Annotated in this window: 17 protein-coding genes and 1 other annotated feature; of the genes, 2 read left to right on the top strand and 15 right to left on the bottom strand. The window is 46.8% G+C overall.

What is annotated here, in order from left to right:
* Both CK1_RS15700 and CK1_RS15695 read left to right on the top strand, forming a co-directional pair.
* Window positions 1–2,459 (top strand): heavy metal translocating P-type ATPase (locus CK1_RS15700; RefSeq protein ID WP_306288989.1); only part of this gene is annotated, 2,459 nt, incomplete at its 5' end.
* Window positions 2,460–2,593: 134 nt separating this feature from the next.
* A complete protein-coding gene (locus CK1_RS15695; protein WP_015527125.1) occupies window positions 2,594–2,905 on the top strand; it encodes an ArsR/SmtB family transcription factor in 312 nt (103 codons plus the stop codon).
* A gap of 81 nt (window positions 2,906–2,986) precedes the next feature.
* Here CK1_RS15695 and CK1_RS15690 read toward each other — a convergent pair whose 3' ends face one another.
* The 15 genes from CK1_RS15690 to proS form a co-directional block, all read right to left on the bottom strand.
* The gene (locus CK1_RS15690; protein WP_015527124.1) at window positions 2,987–5,104 is read right to left on the bottom strand and encodes a glycoside hydrolase family 13 protein; all 2,118 of its coding nucleotides are present in this window, start codon (window positions 5,102–5,104) and stop codon (window positions 2,987–2,989) included.
* Between the two features lie 284 nt (window positions 5,105–5,388).
* Window positions 5,389–7,236, bottom strand: a complete 1,848-nt coding sequence (gene ftsH / locus CK1_RS15685) for an ATP-dependent zinc metalloprotease FtsH (protein ID WP_022427362.1) — start codon at window positions 7,234–7,236, stop codon at window positions 5,389–5,391.
* 16 nt (window positions 7,237–7,252) lie between these two features.
* Window positions 7,253–7,780 carry a hypoxanthine phosphoribosyltransferase gene (gene hpt, locus CK1_RS15680; RefSeq protein WP_015527123.1) on the bottom strand — a complete coding sequence of 176 codons (528 nt, stop codon included), beginning with the start codon at window positions 7,778–7,780 and terminating at the stop codon, window positions 7,253–7,255.
* Window positions 7,777–8,163, bottom strand: coding sequence for a tRNA lysidine(34) synthetase TilS (gene tilS / locus CK1_RS15675; protein WP_015527122.1), 387 nt, complete (start codon window positions 8,161–8,163; stop codon window positions 7,777–7,779). The genes hpt and tilS (CK1_RS15675) overlap by 4 nt, the downstream gene beginning before the upstream one ends.
* A 97-nt stretch (window positions 8,164–8,260) precedes the next feature.
* The gene (tilS, locus tag CK1_RS15670) at window positions 8,261–9,217 is read right to left on the bottom strand and encodes a tRNA lysidine(34) synthetase TilS (RefSeq protein ID WP_015527121.1); all 957 of its coding nucleotides are present in this window, start codon (window positions 9,215–9,217) and stop codon (window positions 8,261–8,263) included.
* A gap of 25 nt (window positions 9,218–9,242) precedes the next feature.
* Window positions 9,243–10,736 carry a SpoIIE family protein phosphatase gene (locus CK1_RS15665; RefSeq protein WP_015527120.1) on the bottom strand — a complete coding sequence of 498 codons (1,494 nt, stop codon included), beginning with the start codon at window positions 10,734–10,736 and terminating at the stop codon, window positions 9,243–9,245.
* Between the two features lie 119 nt (window positions 10,737–10,855).
* The gene (locus tag CK1_RS15660; RefSeq protein WP_015527119.1) at window positions 10,856–11,113 is read right to left on the bottom strand and encodes an FtsB family cell division protein; all 258 of its coding nucleotides are present in this window, start codon (window positions 11,111–11,113) and stop codon (window positions 10,856–10,858) included.
* A 166-nt stretch (window positions 11,114–11,279) separates the two neighbouring features.
* The gene (gene yabP, locus CK1_RS15655; protein WP_306288988.1) at window positions 11,280–11,561 is read right to left on the bottom strand and encodes a sporulation protein YabP; all 282 of its coding nucleotides are present in this window, start codon (window positions 11,559–11,561) and stop codon (window positions 11,280–11,282) included.
* Window positions 11,562–11,651: 90 nt separating this feature from the next.
* Complete coding sequence (locus CK1_RS15650) at window positions 11,652–11,891, bottom strand: RNA-binding S4 domain-containing protein (RefSeq protein WP_015527118.1); 240 nt, start codon at window positions 11,889–11,891, stop codon at window positions 11,652–11,654.
* A 73-nt stretch (window positions 11,892–11,964) separates the two neighbouring features.
* A complete protein-coding gene (hbs, locus tag CK1_RS15645) occupies window positions 11,965–12,261 on the bottom strand; it encodes a non-specific DNA-binding protein Hbs (RefSeq protein ID WP_227945653.1) in 297 nt (98 codons plus the stop codon).
* Window positions 12,262–12,377: 116 nt separating this feature from the next.
* The gene (locus tag CK1_RS15640; RefSeq protein ID WP_015527116.1) at window positions 12,378–14,111 is read right to left on the bottom strand and encodes a phospho-sugar mutase; all 1,734 of its coding nucleotides are present in this window, start codon (window positions 14,109–14,111) and stop codon (window positions 12,378–12,380) included.
* Between the two features lie 98 nt (window positions 14,112–14,209).
* Entirely contained in the window at window positions 14,210–14,689 is a 480-nt protein-coding gene (locus CK1_RS15635) for a YutH/CotS family kinase-like spore coat protein (RefSeq protein ID WP_306288987.1), read from the bottom strand.
* A 19-nt stretch (window positions 14,690–14,708) separates the two neighbouring features.
* Window positions 14,709–15,182: a protein kinase family protein gene (locus tag CK1_RS15630; protein ID WP_306288986.1), complete on the bottom strand. Its 474-nt coding sequence runs from the start codon at window positions 15,180–15,182 to the stop codon at window positions 14,709–14,711.
* Between the two features lie 59 nt (window positions 15,183–15,241).
* Window positions 15,242–16,582 carry a CCA tRNA nucleotidyltransferase gene (locus CK1_RS15625; protein ID WP_015527115.1) on the bottom strand — a complete coding sequence of 447 codons (1,341 nt, stop codon included), beginning with the start codon at window positions 16,580–16,582 and terminating at the stop codon, window positions 15,242–15,244.
* A 363-nt stretch (window positions 16,583–16,945) separates the two neighbouring features.
* Entirely contained in the window at window positions 16,946–18,385 is a 1,440-nt protein-coding gene (gene proS / locus CK1_RS15620) for a proline--tRNA ligase (RefSeq protein ID WP_015527114.1), read from the bottom strand.
* A gap of 157 nt (window positions 18,386–18,542) precedes the next feature.
* Window positions 18,543–18,752 (bottom strand) — a binding site (T-box leader).
* Window positions 18,753–18,827 lie beyond the last annotated feature (75 nt).

Genomic DNA, 18,827 nt, shown 5'->3' with positions numbered 1-18,827 from the left:
TTGAGCATGAGCATCATCACCACCACGATGAACACTGCGGCTGTGGCTGCGGGGACCATGAGCACCATGGTCACTCCCATAATGCTCTCACCGCAAAGCGTGTCTACATTCTGGAGAACCTCGGCTGCGCTCACTGTGCTTCCAAAATGGAGGAACGGATCCAGGCTCTTGAAGGCGTCGAAAGCGCTACCATTACTTTTGCAACAAAACAGCTTCGCTTAGGGGCTGCAGATCCAGACGCTCTGCTTCCGCAGATCCGCAAGATCTGCACATCCATTGAGTCTGAAGTTAAAGTTGTTCCGAGAAATCCAGCTCCGGCAGCTTCCACTGACACAACAACTAAGACCTATCTTCTGGAGAATCTAGGCTGCGCTCACTGCGCTTCCAAAATGGAGGAACAGATTGCAAACCTTGAAGGTATTTCCGAAGCAACCATCACTTTTGCAACAAAACAGCTTCGCTTAACTGCAAAGAATCCGGATCGATACCTGGATCAGATCCGTAAGATCTGTACATCCATTGAATCCGAAGTTCTTGTAAAAGAAAAGGATCCGAAGCCAAAGGCTCAGTCCCCAAAAACAGTGACTCACCAAACCGCTTCCAAGAAGAAATTTTTCTCCAGGGAAAACATAGATATCATCTGCATTATCATCGGTGCAGTACTCTTCGTTGCCGGAGAGATCATGGAACACAAAGGCTTTGATACCAGTGCCACTCTTCCTGTATTTGTGATCGCATACCTGGCGCTTGGGGGTGTTATCGTTGTAAAAGCTGCCAAAAACATCTCTCACGGACAGATTTTTGACGAAAACTTTCTCATGAGCATTGCAACACTTGCCGCTTTTGCCATCAATGATTCTGCTGAGGCCGTAGGCGTTATGCTCTTCTACCGCATCGGCGAGCTTTTTGAGGAAAAAGCCGTTGAACGAAGCCGCGGGCAGATCATGGATGCCGTAGACCTTCGTCCGGAAGTTGTAAACCTGGTCACAGGCGATGATATCCAGGTAATTCCCTCTGAAGAGGCTCAGATCGGAGACATTCTTCTGGTCCGTCCCGGAGACCGCATCCCTCTTGATGGTATCGTAATTGAGGGAAACAGCCGTATCGACACTTCTCCGATCACAGGAGAACCTGTACCGGTTGCTGTAAATGAAGGTGATGAGATCACTTCTGGTTGCGTCAACACCTCCGGACAGCTTAAGATCCGCGTGGAAAAACCTCTGGAAGAATCCATGGTCACTCGTATTCTGGATTCCGTAGAAAACGCGGCAGCAAGCAAACCGAAGATTGACCGCTTTATCACACGTTTTGCCAGGGTTTATACTCCTTGTGTTGTAGGAATCGCAGTGGCAACTGCCATACTCCCATCCCTTGTTACCGGAAACTGGCATTACTGGATCTACACAGCCATTACTTTCCTGGTAATGAGTTGCCCTTGTGCTCTTGTACTTAGTATCCCGCTGGCCTTCTTCTCCGGGATCGGTGCCGGTTCTAAAAAGGGTATCCTTTTCAAGGGTGGCCTTTCCATCGAAGGATTAAGTAAGCTCGGCGCTGTGATCATGGATAAGACCGGTACTATCACAGAGGGTAACTTCCAGCTTCAGAAGATTGTTGCCACCGGTAAATACACGGAAAATGAACTCCTTTCCATGTGTGCAGGCTGTGAACAGAACTCCACACATCCTATTGCAAACAGCATCGTTGCTGCCGCAAAGGGACGTGAGATCCAATTTGAAAAACCGATCTCCCTGGAAGAAATTTCCGGTCACGGGATCGTTGCGGAAATGCCGGAGGGAAAAGTTCTCTGCGGAAATCGCAAGCTGATGGATAAATTCGGAGTTACAATCGGAGAATTAAAGGAAGCCGCTTACGGTTCTGAAGTATTTATGGCAGTAAACGGAACCTTCGCAGGATATATGCTGATCTCCGATACCATCAAACCTGACGCAAAGGAAGCCATTGCTTCTCTGAAAAAGCTTGGTCTCCACACCGTTATGCTCACTGGAGACTCCGAAGACAGTGCACAGGCTGTAGGAAAAGATGCCGGGATCGATGAGATCTATGCAAAGCTTCTTCCGGAGGATAAGCTCAATGCCCTGAAAAAGGTCCGCCAGGCACATGGAACGGTTATGTTTGTCGGTGACGGTATCAACGACGCTCCTGTTCTTGCAGGTGCTGATGTAGGTGCTGCCATGGGAAGCGGTGCAGACGCTGCCATTGAAGCCGCAGATGCCGTATTTATGAATTCCAATGTAGATGCGATCCCTCAGTCTATCGCCATTGCACGAAGCACAAACCGTATTGCATGGCAGAACGTAATATTTGCCCTGGTGATCAAGATCGCAGTTATGATCCTTGGTCTTGCCGGACATGCCAACATGTGGATGGCCGTATTTGCAGACACTGGCGTTGCCATGATCTGCGTGCTGAATTCCATTCGTATCCTGTATAAAAAATAAGCTCCGTTCTGCAGGGCAGATATCCTGCAGCGGATCCCTGTGCATCCATACAACTCCCCAGTGATGCAGAAAAGAATTTGACCGGTGCGTTTTTTTCAGCTACAATAGAAGTTAACAGTTTGGAGGATGCGCAAATGAAGAAAACACATATAGATTACCCAATCAATGATGATACACTGTACCGGCTTGCCGACCTGTTCAAGGTTTTCGGTGATCCTACCAGGATCCGTATCCTGTACGTACTTTCTGTGGAAGAACTCTGTGTTCAGGATATTGCCGATCGTCTTTTCATGACCCAGAGTGCCATTTCCCATCAGCTCCGGGTACTGAAGCAGATGTCACTAGTCAAATTTCGAAGAGATGGAAAAACCATTTACTACTCCCTGGCAGATAGCCATGTGGCAACCATCATGAATCAGGGTCTGGAACACGTTACAGAAGAATAACTCATAAAACACAATGCAAAAAGCCAATCTGCTTCCTAATGGAAGAACAGATTGGCTTTTTTTCTCTGCCTTACTCGTGCATCATTTGTATTTATCCCTCGCCCTGTGGTGAAGCACCATCGCTCCGTATGCAGGCATCTTCACCTGAAGAATCCCTGCATCTGCAATATATTCTTCCGGCATTTCCGTATAACCCTCTCCGGAAGAAAGCATCAGGCGCTGAAAAGCCGTTGCTTCTTTCCGGCTTACACCGGTTTTCCAGGCTGTTACCCTTATGTCTCTCTCCTGATCCTGATTATTAAGGATCACTATGATCTGTTCAGAATCAGAAAAACGACCATAGCTCAAGCCCTGATGATCGTTCCACAGAAATTCCAGGGAACCCTTTGCAAGAATCGGATATGCCTTGTGTATGCAGATCATACGTTTATGAAAGTCCAGCATCTCCTGGTCTTCTTTTCCCCAGGGATAAGTTCTGCGGTTATCCGGATCTGTAAAGCCGCAGACGCCGGCCTCATCCCCGTAATATACCGTAGGCGCACCAGGCCACGTCATCTGGATCACAACAGCCTCTCTCATGATGGCAGGATTTATGCCCGCAGATGCTGCCTCGGCGCCTGCATAGGAAAGCCTTCCTACTCTGTGATTGGTCCTTGTCAGAAATCTGGAATGGTCATGGTTTGAAAGCTCATTCATGGCTCCATAAAGCGCTCCCATATGCAAAGACTGCATATGATGCTTCATCGCCCCGATAAAGGCCTCACTGTTGCCATAAAGGTCCTCCCGGTACTCATCACTGTGCTTCTCCATTCCGGTCAGGAACCAGGTTACAGGCTCCATAAAAGCGTCATAGTTCATAACCGTATCCCACTCATCGCCGCGAAGCCAGCTTTCCGGATTTCCGTAGTGTTCTGCAAGGATCACTGCATCAGGATTGGCTTCTTTTACTGTCCTCCGGAACTCTTTCCAGAAGTGATGGTTAAAATCATTGCTGTGGCCCAGATCTGCAGCTACATCCAGTCTCCAGCCGTCTACGTTATACGGCGGCGAAACCCATTTTCTGCCCACATCAAGAATCGTCCGGCAAAGCTCCTCAGATTCTTCGTAGTTCAGCTTTGGCAGGGTATCATGGGTCCACCAGCCGTCGTAGGTTGGATTATAGGGCCAGCGGTTCTGATCCTGGAAGCAGAAGAAAGAACGATAAGGGCTGTCCGCCGAAACATAAGCCCCCTTCTCGTAGCCTTCCTGATTTTCGTAGATCCGTTCCCTGTCCATCCATTTATTAAAGGATCCGCAATGGTTAAATACCCCATCCAGGATCACTTTCATCCCTCTTCTGTGAATTTCCTCCACAAGCTCCTGAAAAAGCTTATTACTGGCCTCCAAATTCCGTTTATCGGTCACACGGCGGATATACTTAAGGGCATGACTGTTATCACTGTCTCCGGGACTTAACAGACCATCACAGTCCGCTACGATCCTTCCGATATGCGGATCGATATGATCGTAATCCTGACAGTCATACTTATGGTTGCTGGGAGAGACAAAGACCGGATTCAGATAGATCACATCTACTCCAAGCTCCTGAAGATAATCCAGCTTATCCATAACTCCCTGAAGATCGCCGCCATAAAATTCCCGGACACCCATCACAGCCGGAACCTTTTCCCAGTTATCCACTTTTACGGAAGTGTCCCCGATATAGAAATATTCCCCTGTTTCCACATCATTGGAAGGATCTCCGTTACAGAAACGATCCACATAAATCTGATACATCACAGCACCCTTCAGCCACTCAGGCACATGATATCCGGGATAGATCTCAAATTCTGTCCTTTCCTCATGTCTGGTGCTTACACCATTTGTATCATAATAACAGGTAACAAGTCCTGAATGGATCTCAAAGTAATATCGTACAAGATCTTTTCCCATTACGATCTGTGCAGTATAATAATCAAAGCTTCCGGAAGTTTTTTCCCGCTTCATTTCCAGATATTCTCCGTCATGCACAAGACAGACGTTGTCCACGTTATTTCTCTGGGTACGAAAACGGATCGTAACTGTATCACCTTCCCGCGGCTCCACAGGTGTACGGTAATATTCCGTCCCGTCACTGAACATTGCGTCTTTATTTAATACCGGACTCATATTGAGTATATACCGCATCTTCTTTGCAGTCTCCATGCTTTCATATAACATTCTATCTTCCTCATTCCGTTTTTAGTACCATATTTTTAAATATATTATCTTAATTTTTTCCATCCCGCAAGCATATATATCTGTTTTCTCCGTAATTCGTCTTTATTTTTGGACAGTAAAAAAGGCAGCTGGTTAAGCTGCCTTTTTTGGAGAAGGTATTTCTTCTTATGGGGTGTAGCAAAAACTATATAATGTATTGGGGGGTTTTTACGGTATTTATAGTACCATGTGTCCACCAAAAAGTGTGCACAAAGTTCACAAAATTCAATATTTTTTTGTGCATTTTATTCGTTTGTTTTTGCAACCTCTTCTTTTTCTGTTGTAAAAAGTGCTTCAAACTCTTCACGATGTATCTTTTCCTTCTCGAGAAGAAGGGCCGCACAGCTGTGAAGAACGCCGATATTCTCACGGATAATGCTCTCTGCATTCTCATGGCACTCACGGATGATACGGGAAATCTCCCCATCGATCTCTCTTGCCACTTCCTCACTGTAGCCTCTGGTATGTGCCAGATCACGGCCGATAAATACCTCATCGTCATCGTTGCCGTAAGCGATCAGACCGATTTTTTCAGACATACCGTATTTCATTACCATAGAGCGTGCAGTCTCTGTGGCACGTTTGATATCATTGGAAGCACCGGTGGTGATATCTCCGAAGATGATCTCCTCCGCCACACGTCCGCCAAGAAGCGTGGTGATATCCTCCAGCATTTTGTTCTTTGTATTAAACATCTCATCATTATCCGGCAGCGGCATGGTGTAGCCGGCAGCTCCCATTCCCGTAGGGATAATGGAAATGGTGTATACCGGATCCATATGAGGAAGTACATGGAACAGGATCGCATGGCCTGCTTCATGATAAGCTGTGATCTTTTTCTCTTTATCAGAGATGACCTTGCTCTTCTTTTCTGCACCGATCCCGACCTTGATGAATGCTTTCTTGATATCCTTCTGCATGATATAAGGACGGCCCTCTTTTGCAGCATCAATAGCAGCTTCGTTAAGAAGATTCTCCAGATCTGCGCCTGTAAATCCTGCGGTTGTCTGGGCGATCTGGCGAAGATCCACATCATCTCCCAGCGGTTTGTCCTTGGCATGGACCATAAGGATCTCTTCTCTGCCCTTAACATCCGGGCGTCCCACACCGACTTTACGGTCAAATCGTCCCGGACGGAGAATCGCAGGATCCAGAATATCCACACGGTTGGTCGCTGCCATTACGATGATTCCTTCATTTACTCCAAAACCATCCATCTCTACAAGAAGCTGGTTCAATGTCTGCTCTCTCTCATCGTGGCCGCCGCCCATACCGGTTCCTCTCTGACGGGCTACCGCATCAATCTCATCAATAAAGATGATGCACGGTGCATGACGCTTGCCCTCTTCAAAAAGATCTCGTACACGGGAAGCACCGACACCAACAAACATCTCCACGAAATCGGATCCGGAAATGGAGAAAAACGGAACTCCGGCCTCTCCTGCAACTGCCTTCGCGAGAAGAGTTTTACCTGTTCCTGGAGGGCCCACAAGGATCACGCCTTTCGGGATCCTGGCACCTACCTTGGTATACTTCTGTGGGGATTTCAGGAAATCCACCACTTCCTCCAGATCCTCCTTCTCCTCCTGAAGACCTGCAACATCCTTGAACGTTACTTTCTTATCATCAGGGGACGACATCCTGGCTCTGCTTTTTCCAAAGTTCATCATCTTCGCATTGCTTCCGCCGCCTCCGGACATCTGCCGGTTCATCATCATAAAGAAAAAGAGAAGGATCGCGCCGGTAAGCACTACCGGAAGTACTGTTCCGATCATGGAGCTGTCCTTGGGTACATTGCGGATCGTCGGATCGATATCATGTTCTTCAAGAAGCGCCTCCGCTTCCTTTACATCGGTTACGTAGACTGTCTTCTGACCGTCTGAAACAATGTTTGCTGTTACATAACCGGTGGGCACTTCTCTGTTCTGGTGGATCACCGCATCCGTCACTTTGTCTTCTTCCAGAGCCTTTTCCAGCTGGCCCATTGTGTAGCTGCCCTGGGTAGATACCTGGTCATTGAGATACAGATATCCTGCGATCAGTGCCACAATAAGCAGAAGGTACAGGCCTATCTTACCTGAATGCTTGCTCACTTGGTTAAATCTCCTTTCAGTCCTGAAGCTCCACTACTCCGATGTAAGGAAGGTTTCTGTATTTCTGGGCATAATCAAGTCCGTATCCTACTACAAACTCGTCCGGAATATTGAAGCAGCAGTAATCTACCTCTACATCTGTCACACGTCTCTCCGGTTTGTCAAGAAGTGTACAGAGTCTGATGCTTGCCGGATGTCTGCCCTTCAGGATACGCAGCAGATAGCTTAAGGTTCTGCCTGAATCAATAATATCCTCTACGATCAGAACATCTTTCCCGTCCAGTGGCTGATCCAGATCCTTGACGATCTTTACAACACCGCTGGATTTCGTATCATCACCGTAACTGGACACAGACATGAAATCCAGTGTTACCGGGCGTGTGATCCTCTTGGCAAGCTCACACATAAAGAAAACGCCGCCTTTCAGAACGCAGATCATGTGTACATCTTTTCCGTCATAATCCTTGTTGATCATATCTGCAACTTCCTGGATACGGGCATCTACCTCTTCTTCACTGAGTAAAACCCTGATTTTTTCGCTCATGCTAAAGCTCCTCCTTGGTAATGTAATTCTAACACTCTCCCTGTAGTGGAAGTGATCTTATACTTCTCGTTCATCCGTCCTCCCGGGATCCAGAGTATCTCAGATCCTGCCGCAACAACCGGAAGCCTGTCTCTCATCTCCGCCGGAATCTTCTCATCAATAAAGATCCGGTTCAGCTTCTTTCTTCCGCCTTCACTGTTTACAGTAAGATAATCTCCCTGTCTTCTGGTCCGAACGCATGGACTATTTTTTATTTTATCATAATCAAACCATTTCGTATACTTTTTTTCTTCAATCTTCTGTTTCTTATAAGAAAAAATTTTCGACTCAAAAACTCCGAAAGGACTTTCCAGAATTCCAGGTACCGGAAGCTCCATAGACATTTCTCTGAGACCTGCCGATACTTTTTTTCAGTGGAAGCATCGTTCTCTCTGTCTGATGCAGAGTTCTTTTTCAGACATACCCCTCCGTACTGTCGTATTACCCGCAGCGATTCCGGAAGGTTGATATAACGACCGTTTTCTTTTTTTGAAGCGAAAGGACCTGGTCCACATGAAGAGATGTAAAGTCCTTACGTTTTCCTGACAGTATCTCAAACGCCTCCATCACCGCATATTCCTGAAGGATAGGATCCTGTGCAAAAAATTTTTCATCCAGAAGATAGCCATTTTCTTTCCGGCAGCCTGCCAGAAGCTCCCTTCCCTTTTTCTGAAGATACGAATCTGCCTCTGCCAGAACCCGTGCGGTTTCTGCCATATGCTCCACCGCTTTTGCATTGATCTTCTGTTCCATAGCCGGAAGAATATGGTTACGGATCCGGTTTCTTGTATAGTTATCTGAAAGATTGCTGCTGTCTGTGATATAGGAAATACCTCTCTCTTTCAGATAATTGACGATCTCCTTCCGTTCTAAACACAAAACCGGCCGGATGATCTCACCACTTACCGCCTGTATCCCGGAAAGTCCCCGGATACCGGTTCCCCTTGCCAGATGATGCAGCATAGTCTCTGCCAGATCGTTGCGATTATGTGCCAGCGCAACCCGGAACTGTCCGTTCTTTTTTGACTGTTCTCCGGAAAAACCAAGTCTCTTTTTTTCCTCCTGAAACGCCTGTTTTCGCACGATCCTTCCGGTTTCTTCTTCTCCCAGCTTCCACTTTCCGGAAAGTTCCGGAACCGGATAATGCCTGGACCGGAAAGGGATTCCCCAATCCCGGCAGATTTTTTCCACAAACTGCTCATCCCGGTCCGCCTCCTGGCCCCTGATCCCATGATGGACATGAACCACTTCCATGGAAAAACCGATCTCTTTCTGAAGACTTTTCAAAATATGAAGCATTGCTATGGAATCCGCCCCTCCGGAAACCCCTGCCACAACCATATCCTCTGCTTTCAGCATCCGATTGTCTCTGATATATTTTCTTACACGTGTGATCATTTTTTCTCCTGTAACCAAAAATACTCTATTTTTTCCACAATCCTGCCACAACTACTGTCATATCATCCCTGGCATGATAATCACTGTATCCCAGGACCCTTTCCAGTATTCCCCGTCCCATCTCCCTGGGCTCTTTTTCCCGGACATCCATAATGATCTCCTTCATGGTTTCCTCTTCCCGTTCTGTAGGAAGTGCATCCAGAACTCCATCTGTCATCATGATCAGATAATCTCCATGATAAAGCTTCCTTGAGGCAGTATCAAAATCCAGCTGCTGGACCAAGCCTGCTGCAAGATTTTCCGAAGCAATGGATTCCACCCAGTGATCTCTTTTAATAAATGTGGAAGACGCCCCTGCTTTCAGAAAATCACAGATCCCGGTATAAAGATCCACCGCACAGATATCGACAGTAGAAAACATCCCTTCCCGTCCTTTCAATAGCAGTGCGGAATTCACCATTCTGGCAGCTGTCTCCTGAGAAAAGCCGGATTCCAGAAACTGTTCCAGAAGTTCTACCACGATCTCGCTTTCTTTAAACGCTTCTATTCCGGAACCCATCCCATCAGACAGACAGAGAAAAAACCTGCCATCCTCTTCCTGACGACAGATATAATTGTCTCCGGAAACCTTTTCCGCTTCTCTTGTAAGCCGCGCTACTCCGTAAAGCATCTGATAACTGACATCCTCCACAAAATGGACCATACGAAAATCTCCATTTACAATACTGCGGCTGTCGGCGTCCGGCGTCATGGAGCTTCCGCAGATCCTGGACAGGATCTGTGCAATCTCTGTCATGGAAACACACTGTCCGCTCCTGGCTCTCAGATTCAGAAATATCTGCCGTCTTCCTTCGATCTTATCCATGACCCAGACATTCTTTACAAGTACATGCTTTTTACGAAGAGCCTTTTTCAGATCTTCCTGAAACTGCGGATCTGCCGGCATGATATCATACAGCTCTTCTGCCATGTGATCCATGATCCTCGAGATTTCCGTCAGCTGCTGTGCAACTGCAAGCCGGCTTTCGATCATCCGGTTATCCCACACGAGATTCTGCCTTTCTTCACGAAATCCCTCATTCAGGACCTGAAAATACTGGGCGGAACGGCCACATGCTCCCATCCATTCACTGCGTGCTCTCTGGATACTCTCTTCATTGCCTTCCTCCATGGTACGGATCATATTTTCACTGCCCCGCATGGTTTCCCCGGCACGCTCTCCCCAGCAGATCTCTCTCTGATAACATCTGGAACATACAGCCGCACTGGTGTCCGATATGATACGGTTCAGCTGTCCTCCGCTCAAAAATTCCTTACGGTAAGGCATTCCGTAGAATGTATCCGCAAGCTTCCGGAAGGATGCTGCATACCGTTCCACTTTTTCCTTCTGGGGATGGCTTTCACAAAGCGGCAGCATTTCTTCTTTTTCCTTCGTTTTTCCCGAAAAGACAGTTTTTGCCATGTCCCGGAGTATCAGCAGTATGCTGACTACGAGCATGGCAATGATCCATTCCTGCATATTTTCCCCTCCCCTTATAACCTTCACTGACTGAACATTATAAAGGAAGATCCCTGAAATATCTGTCAAAGCCGCACGAAAATGTCAAAAAAAATTTCGTCGAAACCTTTGATTTTCAGCTATTTTTCTTCCTGAAACACGATCTCGTTGTCTTTCACAAGTCCCAGCTTCTCACGAGCCGCCTCTTCCACATATTCGTCGGTCTTCATATGTTCTTTCTCTGCTTCGATCTCCTTGGTACGTTCCTTCTCACTTTCAATGGACTTCTCCAGTGCTGTAGCTTTGGAATCATAATAATCCCTGCGCCGTTCCAGAGTCTTACTCTGCAGCATAAGGCTTCCCAGCAACACCAGTGCGATCACCATGATCCCCGCCATGCCAAGATAATTATATCCGATCCTTTTTTTTCTTTTCCATTTTTTGGATTTTTCAATCTGCTGCTCCTTTTTTACACAATCTGATCTCTTTACCTTTTACGAGCTTATACATCCAAATTTTACAACTTCTTCAAAAAATATCAACCGGTTTGCTGTCATTTTAGCTTTAATGGAACAGTCTTTTTAAAAGGGATCCTTCTTTTTTGTCCTTTTTCCTGCCAAGATAGGTAAGACTGTCGATTTTTCCCTCCAAGCTAAGCTGCCCTCTTTTCAGATCAAGATGTTTTACATGAAGTCCTTCGCCTTTTATGGATAACTTTCCTTCCTCTGTATGCAGCAGTATTTCTTTTTCATCGAAAGAGATCACCTCCCGGATTCCCGTTATGGTGCCGCCTTTCTGCCGCTCCAGCATCAGACTGTGAAATGCTGCCGGTTTCTTCTCGTCCAATCCATACCTCCCTGGGGATGATTTCTCTTTTATTTTATGAAAAATCCATCCGGAATAGACCATCAAGCCCAAACGGCAGCTGTCCCTGCATCAGATATAGCGGAACATGCTTTCCACCTCATCCTTTTTTACCGTTTCCTTAACTTCCAGGACTTCAACCTTTACATTACGGCTTCCAAATTGGATCTCCACAGTGTCACCGGTCTTTACCTGTACAGAAGCCTTGGCCGGCTTGTCATTGACCAGAACTCTTCCTGCATCGCAGGCTTCATTTGCCACCGTACGGCGTTTGATCAGTCTGGATACTTTCAGATATTTATCAAGACGCATAATTTTTCCTCCTAAAAAAGCAGGGGAAACCAAAAACCGGTTTCCCCTGCCGTTATCACTCTGAACCAACAGATTATTTACCGTTGACAACGTCCTTTAAAGCTTTTCCTGCTTTGAACTTCGGAGACTTGGAAGCCTCGATCGTCATGGTCTCACCAGTCTGAGGATTTCTTCCCTCTCTTGCAGCTCTTGTGCTTACTTCGAAAGTTCCAAATCCAACCAGCTGAATCTTCTCGCCTTTTTTCAGTTCATCTGTTACAACATCGATAAAAGATTTCAGAACAGCTTCTACATCTTTCTTGGAAAGATTGGTGTCTTTCGCCATTGCTGCCACTAACTCTGTTTTATTCATGGTGTTTCCTCCTATAATTGATGTTCTCTTATTTTTGACTTTGCTTTATATATATACCGCTTTTGGCTTATAATGTCAAGGTTTTTCGCATATTACAGGCGGAATGTGACCATTTTATCATTTCATGGAATCAATCATTTCATGGAATCAACCATTTCAAGAACCGCCTTGCCCATTGCATCAGATTTCTCGTCTGCATCTGCAAGAGATGTTCCCTTAACGCCATAATAGAATTTAACCTTAGGCTCTGTTCCGGACGGTCTTACGCAAACCCATGCATCATCGGTAAGCTCATAGTAGAGAACATTGGAATTCGGAAGTCCTGTCGGCTTCTTCTCACCTGTTGCAAGATCTGTGATCTCATCCAGCTTGTAGTCACGTACAGCAGTCACCTTATGTCCGGCAAACTCAGCAGGCGGATTCTGACGAAGTGTTGTCATGATCTCCTGGATCTTCTGAAGTCCCTCGATACCCTTCATGGTAACTGCCTGAATGGCATCCTTATAGTAACCGAACTCCTCATACATATCGATCATTGCATCCCAGAGAGTCTTGCCCTGTGTCTTATAGTAAGCAGCAGCTTCGCAAAGTGCCATGGTAGCAACAATGGCATCCTTGTCTCTTGCATAGGTTCCGATAAGGCAGCCGTAGCTCTCCTCAAATCCGAAAAGATATGTACCCTTGCCACTGTTCTCAAATCCGAGGATCTGCTGTCCGATGTATTTGAATCCGGTAAGTACTTCGATAAGATTCACGTTGTATCCCTTGGCAATGGCATCTGCCAGGTTTGTTGTAACGATAGTCTTTACAAGAGCTCCGTCCTCCGGAAGGCTTCCGTTTACAGCCTTTCTCTGGCTCAGCTCATAGTTTGCAAGAAGGCATCCGGACATGTTACCGGTAAGATCATGGTACTCTCCGTTTTTATCCTTTACGCGGACGCCAAGACGGTCTGCATCCGGGTCTGTGGCAAGTACGATGTCTGCATCCACTTCCTTCGCAAGCTTCAGGCCAAGCTCAAATGCCTCTGCTGCCTCCGGGTTCGGATAGCTGACTGTCGGGAAATCCCCGTTCGGAAGCTCCTGCTCCGGTACTACATATACATTCTCAAATCCAAGCTCTTTAAGGATCCTTCTGGCCGGGATATTGCCGGTTCCGTGAAGAGGTGTGTAAACGATCTTCAGGTTCCTGCCCTCTGCCTGGATCGCATCCATATGGATGATCTGTTTCTTAAGCTCTGCCATGTAAGCATCATCGACAGCCTGTCCGATCACTTCGAAAAGTCCTGCCTTTACTGCGTCTTCCTTATCCATGGTCTTTACGGTATTCCAGTCGGAGATTGCCTTTACCTCGCCCATGATACCGGAATCATGAGGTGGTGTGATCTGCGCGCCGTCCTCCCAGTAAACCTTGTATCCGTTGTATTCCGGAGGATTGTGGCTGGCTGTTACGTTGATACCTGCCACACAGCCCAGATGACGTACTGCAAAGGAAAGCTCCGGTGTCGGACGAAGTGTCTCAAAGATATAAGCCTTGATCCCGTTTGCTGCCAGGCAAAGTGCTGCTTCCTGGGCAAACTCCGGTGACATATGACGGGAATCATATGCGATAGCAACTCCCTGGGATTTCTTGTCAACCTTGGCAATATAGTTGGCAAGCCCCTGGGTTGCTCTTCTTACCACATAAATATTCATACGGTTGGTACCTGCGCCGATGATACCACGCAGGCCTGCCGTACCAAACTCAAGATCCATATAAAAACGCTCTTTGATCTCATTTTCGTCGTCTTTGATCGCTTTCAGTTCTTCTTTCGTCGCCTCATCGAAGTATGGGTTTTCAAGCCACTGATTATAGATTTCTTTATAATCCATGTTTCAAAATACCTCCCTGTTTCTTTATATAAGATACTTAACATTATATAACAATTTTCAGAAAAAGGGAAGTTTTGTTTTTGTCACATTCAGAATCATTACTGCCTGAAGCACTGTTTTGAAAATTCCTCCCACTGTTTTTTCTGATGGATCAAGGTTCTCAGCTTTTCCACATTTTTTCCGGAGATCACAGCCTTGTTATGTGTATAATAATGATTTGCCAGTTTCCAGTATTTTTCCGGATAACAGAACCGGACTCTCAGGTTCTGCCACTCAGACTCCGAGAGCGGCCGTACGGAATCATATGCAGAAAGCATCTTCTGCGCGAGGTGCAGATCCCAACTGTATTTCTCCAGGATTTTCCGCATAAAGCGGTACAGATCTGCCATCTGCACATCAAAGCTCCAGTGACTGAAATTCGTCACCGCTGTGTTTTTCCCAAGTATCAGCACATTATGCTGATTATATTCGCCATGACAGATACTGCCGCTTTGAAGAGACTGCTGCCGCAGATTTTTATAATCCGTGGTTTCCAGCATAGCTGCCGCTTCTTCTCCTTTTTGCAGAAACCATTCCACGCTTTTCAGATAATCCTTCTCAAAAGAATTGACCGCTCCTTTTTTCGGATAAAACGGCGTATTTTTTCATTTCCTGATTATGCCGGATATATTCTTCCTGCAGATTTCTTCCCGCATAATCCATTTCCACAGGAAGCTGCATGATCTTGTGGATCTGTGCCAGAGTCCGGATGCTTTTTAAAATATCGTTTTCGGATCTCGTGTCACATTCCCGTCCCTCAAACCAGATCTGTGCAGTATATGGAACAGAATCTTTGTCCCTGCTTACCAGTACGCCTTCCCTGTTTCTGAGATAGGCGTCCACAAGACAATTCTGTTCTTTCATTTTTTCAAGAAGCTGCTGCTGCATGGAAAGCTTTTTTTCCGAGCCATGAAATTCCCGGAGTATCACCGGACCTTTTTCTGTCCGGCACAGAAGTGCCCCCCGCACCCTGCCAGAGAATGAAGCCGTAAGCCCATACTGCTCCAGCACGCTCAACCCATAATCATACAAAAAAGTTCCCCCCTGCCTTATTTTACGTTCTATTTTATGCAGGGGGGATTTTTGTTATTCTATTCGGTTTTTATGCTGTCTTTTTCTGCTGTTTCAAGAAGTTTTTCTTTTGTATTAAGGGTTGGATCTTTCAGCACACAGTCAAGAAGTCTTTCGAGCAGTGCTCCCAGTGCCGGTCCGGCCGGATGTCCTGCCTTTATAAGATCTTTTCCGGAAACTGCCAGGGTTTTCAGAGATGTACATTCACCTCTTTCAAGAATCCCCTGATAAGCTTCCGTCACACCGCTTAACCGTGCCAGCTTCTCCTCCCTCCTGTAAGTACTCTGGGATAAAAGATCTGCCTTCTGCACTTTCAGATACAACGGAAAAAGCTCTTCTCCGATAAGATTCACAGCTCTCCGCACATCCTCGGCGTCCGGAGTGGGACGAAGATCATGATACCGGATCAGACGACAGGTATTTCGGATCGTTACATTATCAAATTTCAGACGGCGCAGGATCTTTCCTGCCAGCTTTTCGCCTGCCGGTCCGTGAGTCTTAAAGTGGTCTCTTCCATTCTCATCTGTCTTTTTTACAACCGGCTTGGCAATGTCATGAAGAAGCATGGTGATACGGAGAAGCCGGTCATTCTCGATCTCCGTAAGGCTTTTCAGGATGTGCTCGCCTACGCTGCAGCAGTGATGGGGGGTATTCTGCGCTGTTTCCATACAGGCATCAAATTCCGGAAGAAATTCCCGGGTAAGGCCTGTCTCCCAAGCTGTCCGGAGGTAATCCGGATGATCGGATACCAGAAGCTTTACAAGCTCTGTCTGGATACGCTCTGCACTGACATGCTCCAGGTTCCCCGACATCCGCGCCAGTGCCGCTTTCGTATTCTCCTCCACAGTAAAACCAAGCTGTGCGGAAAAACGCACTGCACGGAGCATCCGAAGAGCATCCTCTGTAAAACGTTCCACCGGATCCCCGACACAACGGATGATCTTCCTATTGATATCCTCCATTCCGCCAAACAGATCCACCAGTCCATGCCCCGGATGATAAGCCATGGCGTTAATGGTAAAATCTCTTCGTTTCAGATCTTCCTCAAGACTCCTGGTAAAGGTCACGGCATCCGGGTGACGGCCATCATGATATTCTCCGTCCACACGGTAGGTTGTCACCTCAAAGCCCTCTTTGCCCATCATTACAGTTACTGTTCCATGCTGGATCCCCGTATCTACAGTTCTGTGAAAAAGCTCCTTCACCTGCTCTGGAAGTGCTGAGGTAGTGATATCCCAGTCCCCAGGCACCCGGTCCAGGATGGAATCCCGGACACAGCCGCCAACAACATATGCCTCATAGCCGGCTTCATTGAGAATATGCAGGATCTGTTCTGCTTTTTGTGGTATGTTAATCGTCATAATAACTCCTCTTGATGATCGCTGCTGTCCGTTCAAAACACGTTTACATTTCGCTGTATTATCTCCATGTCAGCAGCCGAATAATATTCTGATATGTTTTCCTTAACGCTATTATAACATAGATTCATAAAAACAGCGGAGCATATTTTGCCCCGCCGTTGTTTCTGCAATATGGTTCCTGTTCACTCCGTTCTCAGTAACACGCTTCGCGATGCACAGAATTTATGCTGATCGCATAAATTCGCGCGGTATGTCTCGGGTTTTCTGTGACCTTCGCTCACACAAAACACCTCGCGGGACATTACCAGTGAACAGTAACGCAATATGATCATCCCACTTTTTTGAAGTGGCCTGCTGTATTTTTTAGTATGCACGTCCCCAGTAAACCATTTTCTTAGCCGGTTTTCCGCAGCATACGCAAACGTCGCTTAACTGCTCCTGCTCAAACGGCATACATCTAGATGTTGCCTGGAAATCTTCCTTGATCTTGTCTTCACATGCACGATCACCGCACCACATAGCTTTGATGAATCCCGGTTTGCTGTTGATGATCTCACCGAACTCCTCATAATTCTTTGCTACGTAAGTATGTGCCTCTCTGTGTGCACGTGCGCGCTCCAGCATATCATGCTGAATGGTATCCAGAAGCTCTTTTACCTTATCTGCAAGTTCCTCGAAGGATACTGTGTATTTCTCGCGGGTATCTCTTCTGCAGAGAACTGCCTGACCGTTCTCGATATCCTTTGGTCCACATTCCACACGAAGCGGGATACCACGCATCTCCTGCTCAGCAAACTTGAATCCCGGGCTCTTGTCTGTCGCGTCAACCTTTGCACGGATACCTGCTGCCTTCAGTGCTGCAAGAAGCTCGTCAGCCTTCTCCATAACCCCTTCTTTACGCTGCTGGATCGGGATGATCACAGTCTGTACCGGAGCGATCCTCGGAGGAAGAACAAGTCCGCTGTTATCACCGTGAACCATGATGATCGCACCGATCATACGGGTTGTCATTCCCCAGGATGTCTGGTGAACATATTTCAGTGTATTATCTTTATCTGTGTACTGGATTCCGAATGCTTTGGCAAAGCCATCTCCAAAGTTATGGCTTGTACCGGACTGGAGAGCCTTACCGTCGTGCATCAGAGATTCGATGGTATAAGTAGCCTCAGCACCTGCAAATTTCTCCTTGTCTGTCTTCTGGCCTTTGATGACCGGAATCGCAAGAACTTCCTCGCAGAAGTCTGCATAGATGTTCAGCATCTGGATGGTACGCTGCTCCGCTTCCTCAGCTGTTGCATGAGCAGTATGTCCCTCCTGCCACAGGAACTCTCTGGAACGAAGGAAGGGACGTGTTGTCTTCTCCCAACGGACAACGGAACACCACTGATTATATACCTTTGGAAGATCTCTGTGGGACTGGATCTCTTTCTGGTAGAAATCGCAGAACAGAGTCTCAGAAGTCGGACGCACGCAAAGTCTCTCCTGCAGCGGATCAAGGCCGCCATGAGTCACCCATGCAACCTCCGGAGCAAAACCTTCTACATGATCTTTCTCTTTATCAAGAAGAGACTCCGGGATAAAGATCGGCATGTAAACGTTCTCTACACCGGTTTCTTTAAATCTGCGGTCAAGCTCATGCTGGATATTCTCCCAGATCGCATAACCTGCAGGTTTGATCGCCATACAGCCCTTAACACTTGTATAGCCACAGAGCTCAGCCTTCTTAACAACGTCTGTATACCACTGAGCAAAATCCTCATCCATAGATGTGATGGCCTGTACTAATTTCTTTTCTTTTGCCATGATAAATCTCCTTTTTCTTGTGATCTGTTACATATTGCCGGCTGTCAGGCAGCCACAGCAATCCGGAATCCTTCCAGCTCACTCTTCTGTCCCATAAACCGTACACTGCATTTACAATCCCGTTTTACGGACAAAAAATAAGCCATCCAAATCCCTCACAAGGGACCGAATGACTTCGGCGGTACCACCCCAGTTAACAGCCTGAAAAGCTGTTCTCTCAACACCCGTTAACGCCGGAAACACACGCCACGCTTCAATCACGCAGAGCTCCGAGGCCGGTTCCACAGTTCACGCACAGGATCCTTCCACCAAAGCAGATCCCTCTCTGAGATAATTCCCTGTGTACTATTCTCATCATCGCCGTATCTTTGATATATTTTAGGCGAAAACCGCCTCAAAGTCAACCCCAAACAAAAAATATAACAAGTCTCCCTGCTATGAG

The organism is Ruminococcus sp. SR1/5, from assembly GCF_000209835.1.
In the GTDB taxonomy this organism is placed as follows: Bacteria; Bacillota; Clostridia; order Lachnospirales; family Lachnospiraceae; genus Blautia_A; species Blautia_A fusiformis.
The sequence above is the reverse complement of the archived record's forward strand: the minus strand, read 5'-3'. Positions and strand labels throughout refer to the sequence as shown.

Bases quoted from the DNA above. Each gene is read 5' to 3' on its own strand.
- CK1_RS15695 (WP_015527125.1), top strand. From the start codon at position 2,594: ATGAAGAAAACACATATAGATTACCCAATCAATGATGATACACTGTAC.
- CK1_RS15690 (WP_015527124.1), bottom strand. From the start codon at position 5,104: ATGTTATATGAAAGCATGGAGACTGCAAAGAAGATGCGGTATATACTC.
- hpt (WP_015527123.1), bottom strand. From the start codon at position 7,780: ATGAGCGAAAAAATCAGGGTTTTACTCAGTGAAGAAGAGGTAGATGCC.
- tilS (WP_015527122.1), bottom strand. From the start codon at position 8,163: ATGTCTATGGAGCTTCCGGTACCTGGAATTCTGGAAAGTCCTTTCGGA.
- tilS (WP_015527121.1), bottom strand. From the start codon at position 9,217: ATGATCACACGTGTAAGAAAATATATCAGAGACAATCGGATGCTGAAA.
- CK1_RS15665 (WP_015527120.1), bottom strand. From the start codon at position 10,736: ATGCAGGAATGGATCATTGCCATGCTCGTAGTCAGCATACTGCTGATA.
- CK1_RS15660 (WP_015527119.1), bottom strand. From the start codon at position 11,113: ATGGCGGGGATCATGGTGATCGCACTGGTGTTGCTGGGAAGCCTTATG.
- CK1_RS15650 (WP_015527118.1), bottom strand. From the start codon at position 11,891: ATGCGTCTTGATAAATATCTGAAAGTATCCAGACTGATCAAACGCCGT.
- CK1_RS15640 (WP_015527116.1), bottom strand. From the start codon at position 14,111: ATGGATTATAAAGAAATCTATAATCAGTGGCTTGAAAACCCATACTTC.
- CK1_RS15625 (WP_015527115.1), bottom strand. From the start codon at position 16,582: ATGACGATTAACATACCACAAAAAGCAGAACAGATCCTGCATATTCTC.
- proS (WP_015527114.1), bottom strand. From the start codon at position 18,385: ATGGCAAAAGAAAAGAAATTAGTACAGGCCATCACATCTATGGATGAG.